An 18,063-nucleotide genomic window follows, 5' to 3' on the forward strand; every position below is an offset into this window, starting at 1 on the left:
CTGTAGCGCGTGAACCGATCCGACTCTCTGCTGGCCGTCGACGCTCCGAGCCTGTACTTCCGGGCGTACTTCGGGGTGCCCGAGTCCGCCGCCCGCACCGCCGACGGCGAACCGGTCAACGCCGTACGCGGCTTCCTCGACATGCTGGCCGCGCTGATCACCCGGCGGCGGCCGGCGCGGCTGATCTGCGCCCTCGACCACGACTGGCGGCCCGCCTGGCGGGTGCGGTTGCTGCCGTCGTACAAGGCACACCGGGTCGCGCCCACCGGCGGGGAGATCGTCCCGGACACCCTGGTGCCGCAGCTGCCGGTACTGCGGGACGTGCTGTCCGCACTGGGGGTGCCGGCGGTCGGCGTGGCCGGCTATGAGGCCGACGACGTGCTCGGTACGCTCGCCACCCGCCAGGCCGGCCCGGTCGAGGTGGTCTCCGGCGACCGGGACCTGTTTCAGCTGGTCGACGACGACCACCCGGTCCGGCTGCTCTACGTCGGTCGGGGGGTGGCCAAGCTGGAGGACTGCGACGGCGCGGCCGTCGAGCAGCGCTTCGGCGTACCGCCCGCCGGGTACGCCGACTTCGCCGCACTGCGTGGCGACCCGAGCGACGGCCTGCCGGGAGTGCCGGGCGTCGGCGCCAAGACCGCCGCGCGGCTGCTGCAGCGGTACGGCGATCTTGCCGGGCTGGTCGCGGCACTGGACGACCAACGGTCCGGGTTCGCTCCCGGTCTGCGGGCCCGACTGGCGGCCGCCCGCGACTACCTGGCGGTCGCGCCGACCGTGGTACGGGTGGCCAGGGATCTCGATCTGGCGGTCGAACCGGTGCGGCTGCCCGCCGCACCGGCCGACCCCGACCGGTTGATGGAGCTGGCGGACCGGTGGAACCTCGCGGGTTCCTGCCGGCGGCTGGTCGACGCGATGGCACAGGGCGCCGGCGGGTCCGACGGTGCGGACGCTAGCGGTCAGGCGTTGAACCCGTTGTAACCGCCTGACCGGCTCGACGCGTTCTGCTCACCGCTGGTGTTCGAGCCGCTGCGTAACGGGGTGAACCCATTCGGCCGGGCCGGGGTCGGTGGCTGTGGGGTACTACGCCGCTCGGCAATCCGCGCGTCGAGGTACGCCGCCGCCGCCCGGTCCTCCTCGGTCGGGGCGGACAGGACCGCGTACACCAGGCCGATCACCACGATCAGCACCGCCACGCCGATCGGTACCAGCAGGGTTGCCGCAGTCGCCCCGTTGAGCACGCCGGTCGGCTCGTGCAGGTGCACCGACATCGCCGTCATGCCGGTGAAATGCATGCCGTTGACCGCGACACCCATCAGCAGCGCGGACCCGGTCATCGCCAGCGGCCGGCGGACCGTGACCGCCAGCCACAGCGCCACCGTTGCCGCGATCACCGCGATCACCACGGAGAGCGTCACTCGGCCCCGCGCGTAGTCGATGTCGCCGTTGAGCCGCATCGCGGCCATTCCGGTGTAGTGCATCGCGGCCACGCCCAGGCCGGTGATGACCCCGCCGAGCAGGATCTTCACCAGCGACGGCCGGCCGAAGCCGACCAGGAACAGCCCGAACGCGACTGCGGCGATCGCGATCACCGCGCTGGCGATGGTGATCGCGATGTCGTAGCGGATCTGGGTGCCGGCCACGCTGAAGCCGAGCATCGCCATGAAGTGCATGGTCCAGATGGCGGTGCCACCGATCGCGAACGCCGACAGCGAGAGCCACCAGGCCCGCCGGCCCGGGGTGTCCGACTCCCGGACCCGCACGGCGCAGATCAGTCCGAGAAACGAACCGAGCACCGACAACGCGTAACTCAGCGTTGGCGTAATGAAGCCATATTCAAAATGGTTGATATCTGCCATGTCCACCCCTTCGGCCCGAACCACAGGCTGGTACTCCCCGAACCGATGGTGAGCAGCGAAAAGGGTCTTCGCAAGCGATCGTTTGGTTGTTTCGTCGGGCCGTGTCGACATTGTGATGCACCACCGGTACCGGTGATCACGGCACGCTATTCGACCGTCAACCGACAGTCACCCCGCCGTCTGGTACGCCAGCACGCCGCGCTGCAGCGCGGACACCGCCTGCGCGGCCGTCCGCGCCAGCTGCGGCGACGCACCCCGGGCCTGGGCCAGCTGCCCGAGCATGTCGGCGACCTGCCGGGCCCACCGGACGAAGTCCCCGGCCGGCATCTCCCCGTCCAGGCTGTCCCCACTGGCCAGCACCTTGGCCAGCGGCTCGCCCCGGGCCCACCGGTAGATCGGCCAGACAAAGCCGAGATCCGGCTCCCGGGTCGACTCCAGGCCGGCGGCCGCCTCGTCGGCCTCCAGGCTGGCCCAGATCGCAGTGGTGGCGTCCACCGCCACAGCGACCGCCCCCCGCGGCAGCGCCGCCCGCTCGTCGACGTCACGGCGGGCCTCGTACACCACCACCGACACCGCGGCGGCCAGCTCCGCCGGCGCCAGACCGTCCCAGACACCTCGGCGCAGGCACTCGGCGACCAGCAGGTCGGTCTCCGTCCAGATCCGGGCCAGCATCCGCCCTGCGTCGGTCACCGTACCGTCGGATGTCAGGTAGCCGCGGTCGGTCAGCAGACCGCAGACCCGGTCGAAGGTCCGGGTCAACGATCCGGTCCGGCCCGCCACCCGGGCCCGCAGCTCGTCGGTGTCGCGGGCCAGCCGGTGCCGTCGTTCTGCCCAGCGGGCATGCTCCTCCCGGTCCGGACAGCTGTGGCAGGGGTGCCGACGCAGCTCGGCCCGCAACTGGGTGATCCGGTCGTCGTCCCGGTCACCGCGCGCACGCCCCCGGCGGCGTCCGCCGTGGCGACCCAGGCCCGTCCCGGCGACCGCCGCCGCCAGATCCCGCCGGGCCGCCGGTGACCGGTGGTTGAAATGCTTTGGCACCCGGATCCGGGTCAGCACTTCCGCGGGGACGGTGAAGTCGCCGACCGACACCCGGCCCGCCCACCGGTCCTGGGTCAGCACCAGCGGGCGGGGTTCGCCGAACCCGCCCGCCCCAGGGTCCAGCACCACAGCCAACCCGGCCCGCCGGCCCGACGGCACCCGGATGACGTCACCGACCCGCAGCCGCTCCAGCGAGTCGACCGCCGCGGTGCGCCGCTGCTGCTGACCCTGCCGGGCCAGCTCCCGCTCCCGGTCGGCGATCGCCACCCGCAGATCGAAGTACGCGTCGAAATCGCCGAGGTCGCAGTGCGTCTCGACGCCGTACGCCTCGATGGTTTCGGTGTTGCGCTGCGCCTGCCGGGCCAGGCCGACCACCGACCGGTCCGCCTGGAACTGGGCGAAGGACGACTCGAGCAGTTCCCGGGCGGCGTTGAAGCCGACGGTGCCGACCAGGTTGACCGCCATGTTGTAGGACGGTCGGAAACTTGACCGCAGCGGGTAGGTCCGGGTCGAGGCGAGCCCGGCGACGTGCCGTGGATCGACCTCCGGCGACCAGACCACCACCGCGTGGCCCTCCACGTCGATGCCGCGCCGGCCGGCCCGCCCGGTCAGCTGGGTGTACTCGCCCGGGGTCAGGTCGACGTGCGCCTCCCCGTTGAACTTGACCAGCCGCTCCAGCACCACGCAGCGGGCCGGCATGTTGATCCCCAACGCCAGCGTCTCGGTGGCGAACACGGCCTTGATCAGGCCTCGGACGAACAGGTCCTCGACGACCTCCTTGAAGGCCGGCAGCATGCCGGCGTGGTGCGCGGCGAGACCGCGTTCCAGCCCGTCCAGCCAGCCCCAGTAGCCGAGCACCGACAGGTCCTCGGCCGGCAGGCTGGACAGCCGCGCCTCCACCAGCCGACGGATCTCGGCGCGCTCGTCCGGGGTGGCCAGCCGCAGACCGGCGGCCAGGCACTGGGCGACGGCGGCGTCGCACCCGGCCCGGCTGAACACGAACAGGATCGCCGGCAGCAGACCTTCCCGCTCGAGGCGTTCGATCACGTCCGCCCGCAGCGGGGGACGCCAGCGCGGGCCGCGACCACCGGACCGGCCCCAGCCTGGCCCGTGGGTACGGCCGTCACCGAGTTCCAGCCGGCGCAGCATCTCCCGGCTGTAGCGCAGCAACTCCGGATGCACGTCATGCTTACGGGCCGCGTCAGCGTCGTGGAACAGGTCGAACCTCCGCCGCCCCACCAGCATGTGCTGCCACAGCGGGACAGGGCGGTGCTCGCTGACCACCACCTCGGTCTCGCCACGGACGGTGACCAGCCAGTCGGCGAACTCCTCGGCGTTGGACACCGTCGCGGACAGCGACACCAGGGTGACCGACGACGGCAGGTGGATGATCACCTCCTCCCAGACCGCTCCCCGGAACCGGTCGGCGAGGTAGTGCACCTCGTCCATCACCACGTACGCCAGGCCGTCCAGAGTGGCCGAGCCGGCGTACAGCATGTTGCGCAGCACCTCGGTGGTCATCACCACCACGGGCGCGTCGCCGTTGATCGCGTTGTCCCCGGTCAGCAGCCCCACCTGGGCGGCGCCGTACCGACCGACCAAGTCGTGGTACTTCTGGTTGGACAGTGCCTTGATCGGGGTGGTGTAGAAGCACTTACGCGGCGGGCCGCCGGCCGACGCGGCACCGGCGCGCAGCGCCAGGTGGACCGCGAACTCGCCGACCACCGTCTTACCCGCCCCGGTCGGCGCGCAGACCAGCACCCCGCTACCCCGTTCCAGGGCCTGGCAGGCGGCCCGCTGGAAGTCGTCCAGGTCGAAACCGAGATCGAGGGCGAACTCCCCGAGCGCGGGAAAGGCGGCGGCCTGCGCGGCCCGGCGGCGCGCTGCGGCGTACCGCTCGGCGGGGCTCGACATACCGCAAGATTAATCGCAGCCGGCCGGCAGTGTCCCGGTCAGGGCCCTCGTCACTCGCGGGCGCCGCCGGTCGGGCGGCGGCGCCACTCGGGTTAGGGCAACCTACCGGGCCGCCGAGCCGGCTCGATAAGGTGCAGGCGTGCCGGATCATCCCGAACGCCCCCGCCCCGACGTATCCGCCGGTCCCGGGCACGAACCGGCCGACCGGCCACGACGCCGCCCAATCGAGGCGGTCCTGTTCGACTTCCACGGCACCCTCGCCCAGGTCGAGGACCCGGTCCGCTGGGTCACGCAGGGTGCCGAGGCGTGCGGGGTGGCCCTGGACCGGGGGCGGGCTACCGTCCTCGCCGACCGGCTGCTGACCGCCGGCCGGGCAGGCGGGCCACTGCCCACCCGGGTCCCCCCGCAACTGGCCGAGGTGTGGGCCGACCGCGACCTGTATCCGCAGGCGCACCGGGCCGCGTACACCGGGCTGGCCGCGACGGTCGACAGCGGGGTGGACGGCCTGGCCGAGGCCCTCTATCAGCGGCTGCTCGGCCCGGACGGGTGGCTGCCGTACGCGGACACCGCCGCGACGTTGCGGGCCCTGCACGCCGCCGGGGTGCCGGTCGCCGTGGTCAGCAACATCGGCTTCGACATCCGTCCGCACTTCACCGCCTGGGGCCTGGCCGACCTGATCGGCGCCTGGGCGTTGTCCTACGAGGTGGGCCGCTGCAAACCCGACCCGGCGATCTTCCTGCGGGCCTGCGGGATGCTGCGGGTCGATCCGGAGCGGACCCTGATGGTGGGCGACACGCCGGCCGACGCGGGCGCCGTACGGGCCGGCTGCGCGGCGCTGGTGCTGCCGGCGGCCGACCCGGGCCGGGCCAACGGACTCGCGGCCGTGCTCGACCTGGCCACCGGCGAGCCGGACCGGTGATCACCGCAGCAGCCGCAGTGCTCCCGGCACGGCGGTGACGGTCACCGGTAGCGGCCCGAGCCGTTCGCCGTCGGCGTAGCAGACCAGGTCCGGCGCCTCGATCGTCACCTGGCGGGCCCGGAGACTGCGCACCATCGGGTGGTCGACGTGACTGCCCCTTCGGACCTGCGGTTTGATCCGGATCAGCGTACGGCGGGAGACCGGCCCGGCCACCACCACGTCGAGCAGACCGTCGGTCGGGTCGGCCGCTGGGCAGATCCGCATCCCGCCGCCGTAGCTGGCGCAGTTGCCGACCGCGACCAGGACCGCGTCGAGCTCGTCCGGCTCGCCGTCGCACATCATGCGGTAACGGCTCGGCCGCAGCCGTGCCAGCTCGACCAGGATCGCCAGATCGTAGCGGCGCGGCCCAGCCGGCCAGGGCATTCGATTGGCCCGCTCGTTGACGACCGCGTCGAACCCGGCGGCCAGCACCGCGCCGAACCACCGGTCCGGCCGGCCCGGTGCGGACACCCGGGCCAGGTCGACGGGCCGGCTCCGACCGGCGGCCAAGGCGGCGGCGATCACCGCCGCCGCACGGGCCGGATCGGCCGGGAAACCGGTGCCGGCGGCGAAGTCGTTGCCGGTGCCGGTCGGCACCGGACCCAGCGGGATGTCGGTGCCGGCGAGCGCCTGCAGGGCAAGGTGCACGGTGCCGTCGCCGCCGAGGGTCACCAGTGCGGCCGCGCCGCCGGCCACCGCGGCCCGGCAGGCGCTCGCTGCCTGGTCGGCGGCGACGGCGGTGAGCAGCCGCACCGGCCGACCGGTCGCCGCCAGCAGGTCACGGACCAGCGGCAGGACGGCCGAGTGCCGGCCACGGCCGGCACTCGGGTTCGTCAGCACCGCGACCGCGCCGGGCACGAGGGCGGACGGACCGCCGGCCGGACCGGTCACGTCATGTCGTCGTAGCGACGCTCGATCGGCAACGGTTTCGGCACCGGCTGGGTCGGCACGACCGGGGTGACCGTCTCGGTGCGGTCGGCGACCGACACCGGCTGCGGGTCGTCGTCCAGCGGTGACGCCTCGTCGTCGTCCAACCCGGCGTAGACCTCCTTGCCGCGGCCACGACGCTTGTCGTTGAGGAAAGCCACCCCGACCGCGACGAAGTACAACAGCGCCAGACACAACGCCAGCAGGGTCATCCCGAACGGACCCGGGTCCGGACTGGCGATCGCAGCGAACGCGAAGCAGACGAAGACCACCGCACGCCACCAGCTGAGCAGACGTCGCCCGCTGACCACGCCGGTGAAATTGAGCATCAGCAGCACCAGCGGGAACTCGAACGCGACCCCGAACAGCAGGATCATCGTGGTCACGAACGAGATGTACCGGGTCACCTCGAGCTGGGTGGACACCCCGGTGACACCGGCCTCGAGCAGGAACGCCAGCCCCTTGTCGACGACGAAGTAGGCCAGCGCCGCGCCGGCGACGAACAACGGCGCGGCGATCGAGACGAAGACGTACGCCCACTTGCGCTCGTGCCGGTGCAGGCCGGGCGCGATGAACGCCCAGAGCTGGTAGAGCCAGACGGGTCCGGCGACGATCAGGCCGAGCCAGAGCGCCAGCTTCAGCTTCAGGACGAGGCCGGCAGCCGGGGACAGCTGCAGGAATTCCCGGCAGGTGCCGTCTGCGGTTGTCTCGCCTGTGCCGGGCAACTCGCAGTACGGCTGCTTGAGCAGCTGGTACACCGGATCGGCGAGGAAGTAACCGACGATCAGCCCGACGACGATGGCCAGCGAGGCCCAGAACAGTCGGGTACGCAGCTCACGGAAGTGCTCGATCAGGGTCATCGAGCCGTCGGAGGCACGGTCGAACTTGCTCGGACCGCGCCGACGCAGGGCGAAGCCCACGGCAGGAGACCTTTCCGGTCAGTTGGCGTCGCGGACGCGCTGCGGCTGATCGGCCGTCGGGGCCGGCGGTGGCTGGTAGCCCGGCTGGTGCACGCTGGTCGGCTCGATCACCGGCTCGGCCTGGTACGGCGCACGGCCGTGCTGAGCGTCGGCCTTCTCGGCGAGGTCCTTGTCGTCGTCGGCGAGGCTCTTCGTCTCGGCCTTGATGATCCGCAGGGATCGGCCGAGCGACCGCGCCGCGTCCGGCAGCCGCTTGGCGCCAAAGAGCAGGATCAGCACGACCACAAGTACGGCGATGTGCCACGGCTTCAGGGCATGCATGGCATAGCTCCAGTCGGTGCGTCGGTGGTGACGAGCCCATCGTACGTGCGTTCGCCGGGTCCGCCACCTGCCAGACCGGGTCAATCTGGCGGGGTTCGGTGGAGTCTCAACCACGATCAACTGACTCGTCAACCACGGACGGCGCAACGCTGACCGGCGCTTCGCAGGCACTGGACGAACAGGCCAGGCCGGCGTGACCGGCTGGTCAGCCGCAGCCGTCCGGCCGGTCCCCGGGCCGTCCGGGCCGTGGACCCGTGGCCGCCAGGCTTTGCTCCAGCTTCGCCAGCCGCAGCTGCAACTGCTCGGCCTGCGCAGCCAACGCCTCCGCTTCGTCCTGGCGGCGCTGCAGGGCGAGCGCGGCACGGCGCAGCGCCGGCAACCGGGTCAGCACCGGACGGACCGCCGCGACGAGCACCAACAGCGCGCATCCCAGCACGGCGAGAACGATCCAGGTCAGCACCTGAGCAGACTAGCCGCTAGCGGACAGGTCCGCAGCCGGTGCACCACCGGGAACGGCGTACGCGGCAAGCGCGGCGGACGCGGCCGCGTGCACCTGCGCGACCAACTGCGCCGGAGCGACCACCGTGACGTCGGGGCCCAGCCCGAGGACGAACCGGCGGGCCCAGGCCAGGTCGGTGACCCGCATGGTGACCAGCCACTCGCCGTTCGGTTCGACCCGGACGTCCTCGCACGGGTAGTACTCGGTGATCCACCGGCCGCACCGGCCGACCCGCAGAACCACCAACGGTAGGCCCGGCGTCGGTTGGAACGCGGCCTCCCGGGGCTCGTGCCGACCGGCCTGCGGCGGTACGGCGGCCGGCTGGTCCAGCTCGACCAGGGCGTCGACCCGGTCGGCCCGGAACAGCCGGACCGCCTCGGCCCGCCGGCACCAGGCCTCCAGGTAGCCCCGACCGCCGATCATGAGCACCCGGATCGGGTCGACGACCCGATCCGTGGTTTCGTCGCGGGCCGCCGTGTAGTAGGTGATCCGCACCGCCCGGCCGCTCTGTGCCGCCGACCGCAGCCGGTCCAACCGGGCCGTGTCAGCGGGCAGGCGTACCGCCACCGGGGCACCGGCCGACTCGCCCGCCGCGTCCTCAATTTTGGCCAGCGCACGCTCCACAGCGTCCCGGTTGGCCAGCCCCGGCGTCTCGGCCAGCATCCGCAGCGCCACCACCAGGGCGAGGGCCTCGTCCGGCGTCAGCCGCAACGGTCGGTCGATGCCGGCGTCGTAGGTGATCGTCACCCGGTCGCCATCGAACGCCATGTCGATCAGGTCGCCCGGACCGTAGCCGGGCAGCCCGCACACCCACAGCAGCTCTAGGTCCTCCCGCAGTTGACGCGCGCTGGTGCCCAGGTCGGCGGCGGCTTGGGCGATCTCCACGCCCGGCCGGGCCAGCAGGTAGGGCACCAGGTTGAGCAACCGGGCGAGCCGGTCGGCGGAGGCCCGCGAGCCGGTCGGTCGGGACGTGGTCACCCTCGCACCTCCGCACCGGCCGGCTGGTGCGCCACCACGATCTCCTTCAGCCGCTGGATCACCAGCTCGCGCAGCTCCGGCGGATCGAGCACCCGCACGTCGGCGCCGTACCTGGCCAGCTGGCCGGCGAGCGCCTCCGGCTCGGCGTAGCGCAGGGTCAGCTGGTCTCCATCGGGGCCCGGGACGCAGGACTCCGCACCGCGCCGCAGGCCGGCAGCCCGGCCCGGCCCGGCCAGCACGGTAGCCACGCCGGTACGTTCGACCGGGTCCGACCAGCGGGCGACGTGACTGATCAGGTCGACGCCGGTCGGCGGGGAAAAACTGGCGGCCCGACCGGTGAGCCGCACCGCGCCCACCACCCGGGACAGGCGGAAGCAGCGGGTAGCCTCGCGGTCCTGGTCGTGGCCGACCACGTACCAGCGGCCCCGCCAGCAGACTACCCCCCAGGGCTGCAGCCGCCGCCGGGTGGGGGTGTCGCCGCTCGGCACCCGGTAGTCGAAGGTCACCGGACGCCGGTCACGGGCCGCGGCGGTCAACGCGGCGAACGCCGGGTCGATCGTGACCACCGGTTCCACCCCGAGGGTGGCCTGCGGATCCACGTCGATGCCGGCGGCCCGCAACTTGGCCAGTCCGGACGAGGCGGCGGCGGCCAGCCCGGCATGCTGCCACAGCCGGGCGGCGATGCCGACCGCGGCGGCCTCCTCCGGCTCCAGCGGAATCTCCGGCAGCGCGTACTCGCGGTGGGCGATCCGGTAGCCCGGTTCGCTGTCGAAGGCGCTGGCCGCGCCGGTCTCCAGCGGCACGCCGAGGTCGCGCAGCTCCGCCTTGTCCCGCTCGAACTTGCGCTGGAACGCCTCGTGGTCACGGACGTCGGACGGATCGTGTTCGTAGCCGGGTACGGTCGCGGCGATCTGCGCGGCGGTCAGGAAGCGCCGCGTCGACAACAGGCAGATCACGAGATTGACCAGGCGTTCGGTCCGGTTGCGGGACACGGCACGACGCTAGCAGTGTCGGCGGTGCAGCGACCGCCCCGCCCGGCCGCTGCACGGGGGCGCAGGTTAGCGTGCCCGGCATGGTGCGATGGCGTGACGGCATGGTCACCGCGGTCCGGCGGCGGTGGCGTGGGGCGGTCGAACTGGACGTCGCCGTCGACGGGGAGCCGGTGCGCGCGGTGGCCTATCCGGCGCTGGTCGGCGAACCCGAACCCGGCGACCGGGTGCTGCTGAACGTCTCGGCACTGCTGATGGGGCTCGGCACCGGCGGGTACGCCCTGGTGGTGGCGGTGCCGGACCGGCTGCCGCCGGACCCGCCGGGCGGGCGGGACCGCTCCGACGGGCATCTGGTGAAGGCCCGGTACACCCCGCTGCAGGCGATCGTGTGCGGGGTCGACGAGGAGGCGTCACCGCACCGGCAGGTGCTGGTTGACGCCGAGGACCTGGCCGGGATGCCGGTGGTCACCGCCGACCTGCACTCGGCGCTGCCGGCGATCGTCGCCGGCGTCCTCGCCGACCGGCCTCGGCTGCGGGTCGGGTACGTGATGACCGACGGCGGGGCGCTGCCCGCTGGCTTCTCCCGGACCCTCGACGGGCTGTCCGCAACGCTGGCCGGCACGGTCACCGTGGGCCAGTGCTTCGGCGGCGATCTGGAGGCCGCCACCGTGCACAGCGGGCTGCTGGCGGCCCGGCACGTGCTGGCCGCCGACGTGGCGGTGGTCTGCCAGGGTCCGGGTAACCTCGGCACCGGCACCAGATGGGGTTTCTCCGGCGTCGGGGTGGGCGAGGCGGTCAACGCCGCCGCCGTACTCGGCGGGCAGCCGGTCGGCGCGCTGCGCATCTCCGCCGACGACCCTCGGCCGCGCCACCGCGGCCTGTCGCACCACAGCAGCACCGCGTACGGGCGGGTGGCGCTCGCTCCGGCGGACCTGGTGGTCCCGGCGGACCTGCCGGCGGAGATCGCCGACGACGTGGCGACCGCGTTGGGTCAACTGGTGGCGCCGACCGGCCGGCACCGTGCGGTACGGGTCGCCACCGACGGTCTCGACGCGGCGTTGCGGGCCAGCCCGGTGCCGCTGCGGACCATGGGCCGGGACCTGGCCGGCGACCACGCCTACTTCCTGGCCGGCGCGGCCGCCGGCCGGCACGCGGCGGCGCTCGCCAGCGGTGACGGCTGACCCGGCGGCACCGGCTCAGCTGACGATGATCAGGACCACCCAGGCAGCCAGGATGAGCGCCAACCCCGTGGCGAGCACCCAGGTGGGCACGGTGTACTCGCCGCGCCGGTTGCGGGCGATCTCTGCGGCGATCTTGTTGCGCCGCCGCTCGAGCCAGGTCTCGGTCCGGGGAAACGGACTCGGCCGGCCGGTGGCGGACGGCGGCGGCGGCGCGGGATCGTCGCGGGTGGGGTCAACCATCGTCCGTGAGCCTACCGTCACATGCTCGCAATCAGCCGCTCCACCCGCTCGTCGTAGGCCCGGAACGGGTCCTTGCACAGCACGGTGCGCTGCGCCTGGTCGTTCAGCTTGAGGTGGACCCAGTCGACGGTGAAGTCCCGCCGCTTCTCCTGGGCGTGCCGGATGAACTCCCCACGCAGCCGGGCCCGGGTGGTCTGCGGCGGGGTCTCCTTGGCCTCGAAGATTTCCGGGTCGGTGGCCACCCGGTCGACCTGGCCGCGCCGCTCCAGCAGCGCGTACAGCCCGCGGCCGCGGCGCAGGTCGTGGTACGCCAGATCCATCTGGGCGACCCGCGGATGGGACAGCGGCAGATCGTGCTTGCGCTGATAGCGCTCGATCAGCTTCAACTTGGTCACCCAGTCAATCTCCCGGGCGACCGGGTCCAGGTCGCCGGTCTCGACCGCCCGCAGTGCCCTGCCCCACAGCTCGACGACCCGTTTGGCGGTCTGGTCGCCGCCCCGGCGTTCGACGAACTCCGTCGCCCGGGCCAGGTACTCCTGCTGAATCTCCAGCGCGCTGACCTCCTTGTTGGAGGCTAGGCGGATCTTGCGCCGGCCGGTGATGTCGTGGGAGACCTCGCGGATCGCCCGGATCGGGTTCTCCAACGACAGGTCCCGCATGACGACGCCGGCTTCGATCATCCGCAGCACGATGTCCGCGCTGCCGACCTTGAGCAGCGTGGTCACCTCGTTCATGTTGGAGTCGCCGACGATGACGTGCAGCCGGCGGTACCGCTCGGCGTCGGCGTGCGGTTCGTCGCGGGTGTTGATGATCGGCCGGGACCGGGTAGTCGCCGAGGAGACGCCCTCCCAGATGTGCTCGGCCCGCTGGGACAGACAGTAGACCGCCCCGCGCGGTGTCTGCAGCACCTTGCCTGCACCGCAGATGAGCTGCCGGGTGACCAGGAACGGGATGAGCACGTCCGCCAGCCGACCGAACTCGCCGTGCCGGGAGACGAGATAGTTCTCGTGGCAGCCGTACGAGTTGCCGGCCGAGTCGGTGTTGTTCTTGAACAGGTAGATCTCGCCGGCGATGCCCTCGTCGTGCAGCCGCTTTTCGGCATCCACCAGCAGCCCTTCGAGGATCCGCTCGCCTGCCCGGTCGTGCGCCACCAGGTCGGTGACCGAGTCACACTCCGGCGTGGCGTACTCCGGGTGGGATCCGACGTCGAGGTAGAGCCGGGCCCCGTTGCGGAGGAAGACGTTGCTGGACCGCCCCCAGGAGACCACCCGGCGGAACAGGTAGCGCGCCACCTCGTCCGGCGACAGCCGCCGCTGGCCGCGGTAGGTGCAGGTGACACCGTACTCGGTTTCGAGCCCGAAGATTCGCCGTTCCATGACCAGACATTAGCCGCCCCGAGGGCTCCGTGGTCAGTCTCGGGCGACCTGTCAGACGAACTACGCCCGACAGGTCGCTTTCGCGCAGAGTTATTGGCCAGATGCGTACGGCGACTCGCCGGCGGTGAGCCGGGCGACGAACTCCCGACAACGGCCGTAATCGGGCAACAGGCCGTCGGCGCGGGCCTGGGCCAGTGTCGGGGCCGCGTCGTCGCGGGCGGACAGCTGTGGCGCGGCGACCGGCCAGTCGATGGCCAGGTCGGCGTCAAGAGGATGCACGCCGTGCTCGGCGCGCGGGTTGTAGGTGGTCGAGCAGAGATAGTTCAGGGTGGCGTCGTCGGACATCGCGCAGAACCCGTGACCGAGTCCTTCGCTGAGGTAGACCGCGCGGCGGTCCACGTCGTCTAGCCGCACCGCCGTCCATCGGCCGAACGTCGGTGAACCGACCCGCAGGTCGACGACCACGTCGACCACCGCGCCCCGTACGCAGCTGATGTACTTGGCCTGGCCAGGCGGCACATCGGCGAAGTGGATGCCCCGAACGACGCCGCGCGCCGAGACCGACAAATTGCCCTGGGCCAGCCGCAGCGGGTGCCCGACCGCCCCGGCCAGGTGGTCGAAGCGGTACCATTCCAGGAACAGCCCACGTGGGTCACCGTGCTGCTGCGGGGTGACCTCCCAGGCGCCCTCGACCTCGAGTTCCCGAATCTTCATCACGCCTCCTCAGCCGGTACGGCGTCGGACAACCGGTGGTCGTGGCGCTCCTCGAGCAGGCTTAACAGGTAGTCGCCGTAACCGCTCTTGGTCAGCGGCTCGGCGAGGGCACGCAGCTGACCGTCGTCGATCAGTCCGGCGCGCCAGGCGGACTCCTCGATGCAGCCGATCTTCATGCCTTGGCGTTCCTCGATCACCCGGACGAACTCAGCGGCCTGCATCATCGAATTGAACGTGCCGGTGTCCAGCCAGGCCGTCCCTCGGTCCAGCACGGTCACCGACAGCTGACCGGCCCGGCGGTACGCCTCGTTGACCGCAGTGATCTCCAGTTCGCCGCGGTCACTCGGTTTCAGCCCTGCGGCGATCTCCACCACCTGGTTGTCGTAGAAGTACAGTCCGGGCACCGCGTAGCGCGACCGAGGCTGCTTCGGCTTCTCCTCGATCGACAGGACCCGGCCGGCGGCGTCGAAGTCGACCACGCCGTACGCCTCGGGGTTGGCCACCGGATAGGCGAAGATCAGGCCGCCGGTCAGGTCGGCGTGGTCGGACAACTTCCGGCCCAGACCGATGCCGTGGAAGATGTTGTCGCCCAGGATCAGCGCGACGGACTCATCGCCGATGAAGTCCGCGCCGAGCACGAACGCCTGGGCGATGCCCTCCGGCCGGGGCTGCGCCCGGTAGCTCAGCCGCAGACCGAACTGCGCGCCGTCACCGAGCAGTCGCCGGAACTGCGGTTGATCCTCCGGTGTGGTCACAACCAGGATCTCCTGGATGCCGGACATGATCAGGGTGGCGAGCGGGTAGTAGATCATCGGCTTGTCGAAGATCGGCATGAGCTGTTTCGACACAGCGCGAGTGATCGGCCAGAGCCGAGATCCGGTACCGCCGGCGAGTAGGATTCCACGCACGGCGGGAGCCTACCGGCCTGAACACCCACAGCAACCGTCAACGGGCTGCCTGTACGGGCCGGTCGCGGATGTCGGACCCTTCGTCCGACACCTGCTGGGCCGGTCGTGCACCAGTCCATTACCGGTCCCGGCGGGCACATCGTCGGATAGCCGTCACCGGCGATGCCCGGTCGACGGTGCCGGTGTCCCGTAGACTCCCGAACCTGTGAGAGTCCTCGTCACCGGCGGTGCCGGCTTCATCGGTTCCGAATTCGTCCGGATGCTGCTCACCGATCCGAACGCCCCGGTCAGTCCGGCTACGGTAACCGTGCTGGACAAGTTGACCTATTCCGGCAATCTCGCCAATCTGGCCCCGGTCCGCGACGACCCACGGCTGACCTTCGTCCAGGCGGACATCTGCGACGCCGACGCCGTCGACCGGGCACTCGCCGGACACGACATGGTGGTGCACTTCGCCGCCGAGTCGCACGTCGACCGGTCGATCACCGGTGCTGCGGAGTTCGTGACCACCAACGTGGTGGGCACCCAGACCCTGCTCGACGCGGCGCTGCGCCACGGGGCGGACCGGTTCGTGCACGTCTCGACCGACGAGGTGTACGGGTCGATCGACGAAGGGTCATGGACCGAGGACTGGCCGTTGTCGCCGAACTCGCCGTACTCCGCGTCCAAGGCCGGCTCCGACCTGCTGGCCCTGGCCTACCACCGGACACACGGCATGGACGTCGTGGTGACTCGCTGCTCCAACAACTACGGGCCGTACCAGTTCCCGGAGAAGGTCATCCCGCTGTTCGTCACCAACCTGCTGGACGGCGGTACGGTGCCGCTGTACGGCGACGGCGGCAACATCCGGGACTGGCTGCACGTGCGGGACCACTGCGTGGGCATCGCGCTGGTCGCCGCCGGCGGGCGCGCCGGCGAGGTGTACCACATCGGCGGCGGGACCGAACTGACCAACAAGGAGCTCACCGCCCGGCTGCTGGACGCATGTGGGGTGGGATGGGAACGGGTCGTCCCGGTCACCGACCGCAAGGGGCACGACCGGCGCTACTCGCTGGACATCGGCAAGATCTCCCGTGAACTGGGCTACACCCCGAGTGTCACGCTGGACGAAGGACTGGCCGGCACGGTCCGCTGGTACCGGGAGAACCGGTCCTGGTGGGAGCCGCTGAAGAAGCCCGTGGCGTCGTGACCGCCGCCGACCGGTGGCTGGTCACCGGTGCCGGTGGGATGCTGGGGCGGGATCTGCTGGCCGCGTTGGCCGACCACCGGGACACCCGGTCGGTGACCGCGCTGACCCGTACCGATCTGGACATCACCGACCCGGTGGCGGTCGCTGCCGCAGTCGACGGGCACCAGCTGGTGATCAACGCCGCAGCGTGGACCGACGTGGACGGCGCGGAGGAGGCAGAGGACGCCGCCACCGCCGTCAACGGCACCGCCGTGGCGCATCTGGCCCAGGCGTGCGCCGACCGTGGGGCGCACCTGGTGCACGTCTCCACCGACTACGTGTTTGCCGGTGACGGCACCTCCCCGTACCCGGAGGATGCCCCGACCTCGCCGGTCAACGGCTACGGCCGCAGCAAGCTCGTCGGCGAGCAGGCCGTCGCCCGACTACTGCCGCAGCGCGGCTACGTGGTGCGGACCGCGTGGCTCTACGGAGCGCACGGACCGAACTTCGTCACGACCATGCTGCGGCTGGCCGGTGAGCGCGAACACCTCGACGTCGTCGACGACCAGCATGGTCAGCCGACCTGGTCGTACGCCCTCGCCGGACAGCTCGTCGCGCTGGCCGGGGCGGCGGTCGCCGGCACGGCCCCCGCCGGGATCTACCACGGTACGGCGAGCGGGCAGACGAGCTGGTGTGGGCTGGCCCGGGAGGCGTTCGCACTGCGCGGCCTCGACCCGACGCGGATCCGCCCCACCACCAGTGCCAACTTCCGCCGGCCCGCCGCCCGGCCGGCGTACTCGGTGCTCGGACATCGGCGTTGGGCGCTCGCCGGGCTACCGGTCATGGCAGACTGGCGGAGCATGCTCTCCACCGCGTTGCGCGACCCGGCGTTCGGCGGCTGACCTCCACGGGCCACCGGACCAGCCGGCAGGACAGGCACGCCGCGCCAGAGGCGGCCCGGATTTCCCAGGCCCAGGAGAGAAACCGACATGTCGGAAATAAACCCTGAATCCAGTACGCCGTCCGACCTGCCCCGGGTCAGTGCCGTCGTGCTGGCCTGGGGCGCGGAACCGCTGCTGCGCCGATCGGTGGAAGCCCTGCTCGCCTCGGTGAAGATCGACGTCGACGTGGTGTTGGTCGACAACGGATGCACCACCGACGATGTCACCGTGCTGCGGGAGGTACCCGGCGTCACGGTGGTCGGCGACGGCAGCAACGTCGGCTTCTCCGCCGGCTGCAACATCGGCGTGGCCGCTGCCGACGGCGAGTACGTGGCGCTGGTCAACGGCGACGCGGTGGTCGAGCCGACCACCCTCGCCCGGCTGGTGGAGGAGCTCACCGACCCAAGCATCGGCATCGCCGCCGGCGCGGTGCGCCTGGCCGACGAGCCGGACCTGCTCAATTCTCGCGGCAACGAGGTGCACGTGCTCGGGTTGAGTTGGATCGGCGGATTCCGCGAGCGGGAGACCCGCACCGAGCCGACCGAGACCGCCGGCGCGATGGGCGCCTGCCTGGTGACCCGGCGGGCGCACTGGGACCGGCTGAAGGGGTTCGACCCGCACTACTTCGCCTACCACGAGGACGCGGACCTGTCGATCAGAACCTGGCGGGTCGGTCTGCGAGTGGTCAACGTACCGGACGCGGTAGCGCTGCACCGCTACGAGTTCAGCCGCAACAGCTTCAAGTTCTACCTTGTCGAACGCAATCGGGTGATGTTCGTGGCCACGACATGGGGCGCCCGGTCGCTGGTGCTGCTCGGCCCGCCGTTGCTGGCCCTGGAGTTGGCGATGCTGGCGCTGGCGGCCCGGCAGGGTTGGCTGGCCGACAAGCTTCGCGGCTATCGGTGGCTGTGGCAGCATCGGGACCATCTGCGGCGACGTCGGGCGCGGCTGCAGGCCGAGCGAACCGTCCCGGACCGGGTGTGGATGCGGGTCCTCACCGATCGGCTGGACACCCCGCTGATCAACCCGCCGGGCAGGACGGTGTTCAACGCCGTGCTGTCCGCGTACTGGCGGACGGTGCGGCGCTGGGTGTGACGCACCGGGCCGAGACGCGGCCCTGGCGCGGCACACCTCG

At 71.7% G+C, this 18,063-nt stretch carries 18 protein-coding genes; 6 read left to right on the top strand and 12 right to left on the bottom strand.

Features of this window, described 5'->3' with window-relative positions:
* The first annotated feature begins 9 nt into the window (after positions 1–9).
* On the top strand, positions 10–978 hold the full coding sequence (locus ACFHWU_RS18140) for a 5'-3' exonuclease (RefSeq protein WP_416591112.1): 969 nt from the start codon (positions 10–12) through the stop codon (positions 976–978).
* Here ACFHWU_RS18140 and ACFHWU_RS18145 read toward each other — a convergent pair.
* Both ACFHWU_RS18145 and ACFHWU_RS18150 read right to left on the bottom strand, forming a co-directional pair.
* Positions 957–1,856, bottom strand: a complete 900-nt coding sequence (locus ACFHWU_RS18145) for an MHYT domain-containing protein (RefSeq protein WP_416591113.1) — start codon at positions 1,854–1,856, stop codon at positions 957–959. The genes ACFHWU_RS18140 and ACFHWU_RS18145 overlap by 22 nt on opposite strands.
* A 168-nt stretch (positions 1,857–2,024) precedes the next feature.
* Positions 2,025–4,808 carry a DEAD/DEAH box helicase gene (locus ACFHWU_RS18150; protein WP_416591114.1) on the bottom strand — a complete coding sequence of 928 codons (2,784 nt, stop codon included), beginning with the start codon at positions 4,806–4,808 and terminating at the stop codon, positions 2,025–2,027.
* 223 nt (positions 4,809–5,031) lie between these two features.
* On the opposite strand from ACFHWU_RS18150, the gene ACFHWU_RS18155 reads away from it, so the two are divergent.
* Positions 5,032–5,727 (top strand): HAD family hydrolase, encoded by a 696-nt coding sequence (locus tag ACFHWU_RS18155; RefSeq protein ID WP_416555874.1) that lies wholly within the window; start codon positions 5,032–5,034, stop codon positions 5,725–5,727.
* Here ACFHWU_RS18155 and ACFHWU_RS18160 read toward each other — a convergent pair whose 3' ends face one another.
* The 6 genes from ACFHWU_RS18160 to ACFHWU_RS18185 all read right to left on the bottom strand — a co-directional run bounded on the left by ACFHWU_RS18160 (position 5,728) and on the right by ACFHWU_RS18185 (position 10,403).
* Entirely contained in the window at positions 5,728–6,657 is a 930-nt protein-coding gene (locus ACFHWU_RS18160) for a diacylglycerol kinase family protein (protein ID WP_416591115.1), read from the bottom strand. It abuts the gene before it with no gap.
* Positions 6,654–7,613, bottom strand: coding sequence for a twin-arginine translocase subunit TatC (gene tatC, locus ACFHWU_RS18165; protein WP_416555829.1), 960 nt, complete (start codon positions 7,611–7,613; stop codon positions 6,654–6,656). The genes ACFHWU_RS18160 and tatC overlap by 4 nt, the downstream gene beginning before the upstream one ends.
* 18 nt (positions 7,614–7,631) lie before the next feature.
* On the bottom strand, positions 7,632–7,934 hold the full coding sequence (gene tatA / locus ACFHWU_RS18170; RefSeq protein ID WP_416555828.1) for a Sec-independent protein translocase subunit TatA: 303 nt from the start codon (positions 7,932–7,934) through the stop codon (positions 7,632–7,634).
* 205 nt (positions 7,935–8,139) lie between these two features.
* Positions 8,140–8,394, bottom strand: a complete 255-nt coding sequence (locus tag ACFHWU_RS18175; protein WP_416555827.1) for a hypothetical protein — start codon at positions 8,392–8,394, stop codon at positions 8,140–8,142.
* Between the two features lie 9 nt (positions 8,395–8,403).
* Positions 8,404–9,411, bottom strand: a complete 1,008-nt coding sequence (locus tag ACFHWU_RS18180; RefSeq protein ID WP_416555826.1) for a helix-turn-helix transcriptional regulator — start codon at positions 9,409–9,411, stop codon at positions 8,404–8,406.
* Positions 9,408–10,403: a helix-turn-helix transcriptional regulator gene (locus tag ACFHWU_RS18185; protein WP_416591116.1), complete on the bottom strand. Its 996-nt coding sequence runs from the start codon at positions 10,401–10,403 to the stop codon at positions 9,408–9,410. The genes ACFHWU_RS18180 and ACFHWU_RS18185 overlap by 4 nt, the downstream gene beginning before the upstream one ends.
* 80 nt (positions 10,404–10,483) lie before the next feature.
* Here ACFHWU_RS18185 and ACFHWU_RS18190 point away from each other — a divergent pair, with 80 nt between their 5' ends.
* On the top strand, positions 10,484–11,581 hold the full coding sequence (locus ACFHWU_RS18190) for a DUF3866 family protein (protein ID WP_416555824.1): 1,098 nt from the start codon (positions 10,484–10,486) through the stop codon (positions 11,579–11,581).
* A 15-nt stretch (positions 11,582–11,596) separates the two neighbouring features.
* On the opposite strand, the gene ACFHWU_RS18195 is transcribed toward ACFHWU_RS18190, so the two are convergent.
* The 4 genes from ACFHWU_RS18195 to rfbA all read right to left on the bottom strand — a co-directional run bounded on the left by ACFHWU_RS18195 (position 11,597) and on the right by rfbA (position 14,819).
* Positions 11,597–11,821: a hypothetical protein gene (locus ACFHWU_RS18195; RefSeq protein WP_416555823.1), complete on the bottom strand. Its 225-nt coding sequence runs from the start codon at positions 11,819–11,821 to the stop codon at positions 11,597–11,599.
* A 17-nt stretch (positions 11,822–11,838) separates the two neighbouring features.
* Entirely contained in the window at positions 11,839–13,197 is a 1,359-nt protein-coding gene (gene pafA, locus ACFHWU_RS18200) for a Pup--protein ligase (RefSeq protein ID WP_123601522.1), read from the bottom strand.
* Between the two features lie 90 nt (positions 13,198–13,287).
* Positions 13,288–13,911 (bottom strand): dTDP-4-dehydrorhamnose 3,5-epimerase family protein, encoded by a 624-nt coding sequence (locus ACFHWU_RS18205; RefSeq protein ID WP_416555822.1) that lies wholly within the window; start codon positions 13,909–13,911, stop codon positions 13,288–13,290.
* Positions 13,911–14,819, bottom strand: coding sequence for a glucose-1-phosphate thymidylyltransferase RfbA (rfbA, locus tag ACFHWU_RS18210; protein ID WP_416555821.1), 909 nt, complete (start codon positions 14,817–14,819; stop codon positions 13,911–13,913). The genes ACFHWU_RS18205 and rfbA overlap by 1 nt, the downstream gene beginning before the upstream one ends.
* A 205-nt stretch (positions 14,820–15,024) precedes the next feature.
* Between rfbA and rfbB the strand changes: the two genes are divergently transcribed.
* The 3 genes from rfbB to ACFHWU_RS18225 all read left to right on the top strand — a co-directional run bounded on the left by rfbB (position 15,025) and on the right by ACFHWU_RS18225 (position 18,023).
* Positions 15,025–16,008: a dTDP-glucose 4,6-dehydratase gene (rfbB, locus tag ACFHWU_RS18215; RefSeq protein WP_416555820.1), complete on the top strand. Its 984-nt coding sequence runs from the start codon at positions 15,025–15,027 to the stop codon at positions 16,006–16,008.
* The gene (rfbD, locus tag ACFHWU_RS18220) at positions 16,005–16,889 is read left to right on the top strand and encodes a dTDP-4-dehydrorhamnose reductase (protein ID WP_416555819.1); all 885 of its coding nucleotides are present in this window, start codon (positions 16,005–16,007) and stop codon (positions 16,887–16,889) included. Before rfbB ends, rfbD begins: the two co-directional genes overlap by 4 nt.
* Before the next feature lie 87 nt (positions 16,890–16,976).
* Positions 16,977–18,023 carry a glycosyltransferase family 2 protein gene (locus ACFHWU_RS18225; protein WP_416555818.1) on the top strand — a complete coding sequence of 349 codons (1,047 nt, stop codon included), beginning with the start codon at positions 16,977–16,979 and terminating at the stop codon, positions 18,021–18,023.
* Positions 18,024–18,063: the final 40 nt, after the last annotated feature.

It is taken from the genome of Micromonospora sp. LOL_015, assembly GCF_048060275.1.
In the GTDB taxonomy this organism is placed as follows: domain Bacteria; phylum Actinomycetota; class Actinomycetes; order Mycobacteriales; family Micromonosporaceae; genus Micromonospora_E.

Excerpts from the sequence above, each read along its gene's own strand:
- ACFHWU_RS18145 (WP_416591113.1), bottom strand. The coding sequence starts at position 1,856 with ATGGCAGATATCAACCATTTTGAATATGGCTTCATTACGCCAACGCTG.
- ACFHWU_RS18190 (WP_416555824.1), top strand. The coding sequence starts at position 10,484 with ATGGTGCGATGGCGTGACGGCATGGTCACCGCGGTCCGGCGGCGGTGG.
- pafA (WP_123601522.1), bottom strand. The coding sequence starts at position 13,197 with ATGGAACGGCGAATCTTCGGGCTCGAAACCGAGTACGGTGTCACCTGC.
- ACFHWU_RS18195 (WP_416555823.1), bottom strand. The coding sequence starts at position 11,821 with ATGGTTGACCCCACCCGCGACGATCCCGCGCCGCCGCCGCCGTCCGCC.
- ACFHWU_RS18150 (WP_416591114.1), bottom strand. The coding sequence starts at position 4,808 with ATGTCGAGCCCCGCCGAGCGGTACGCCGCAGCGCGCCGCCGGGCCGCG.
- ACFHWU_RS18205 (WP_416555822.1), bottom strand. The coding sequence starts at position 13,911 with ATGAAGATTCGGGAACTCGAGGTCGAGGGCGCCTGGGAGGTCACCCCG.
- ACFHWU_RS18225 (WP_416555818.1), top strand. The coding sequence starts at position 16,977 with ATGTCGGAAATAAACCCTGAATCCAGTACGCCGTCCGACCTGCCCCGG.
- tatA (WP_416555828.1), bottom strand. The coding sequence starts at position 7,934 with ATGCATGCCCTGAAGCCGTGGCACATCGCCGTACTTGTGGTCGTGCTG.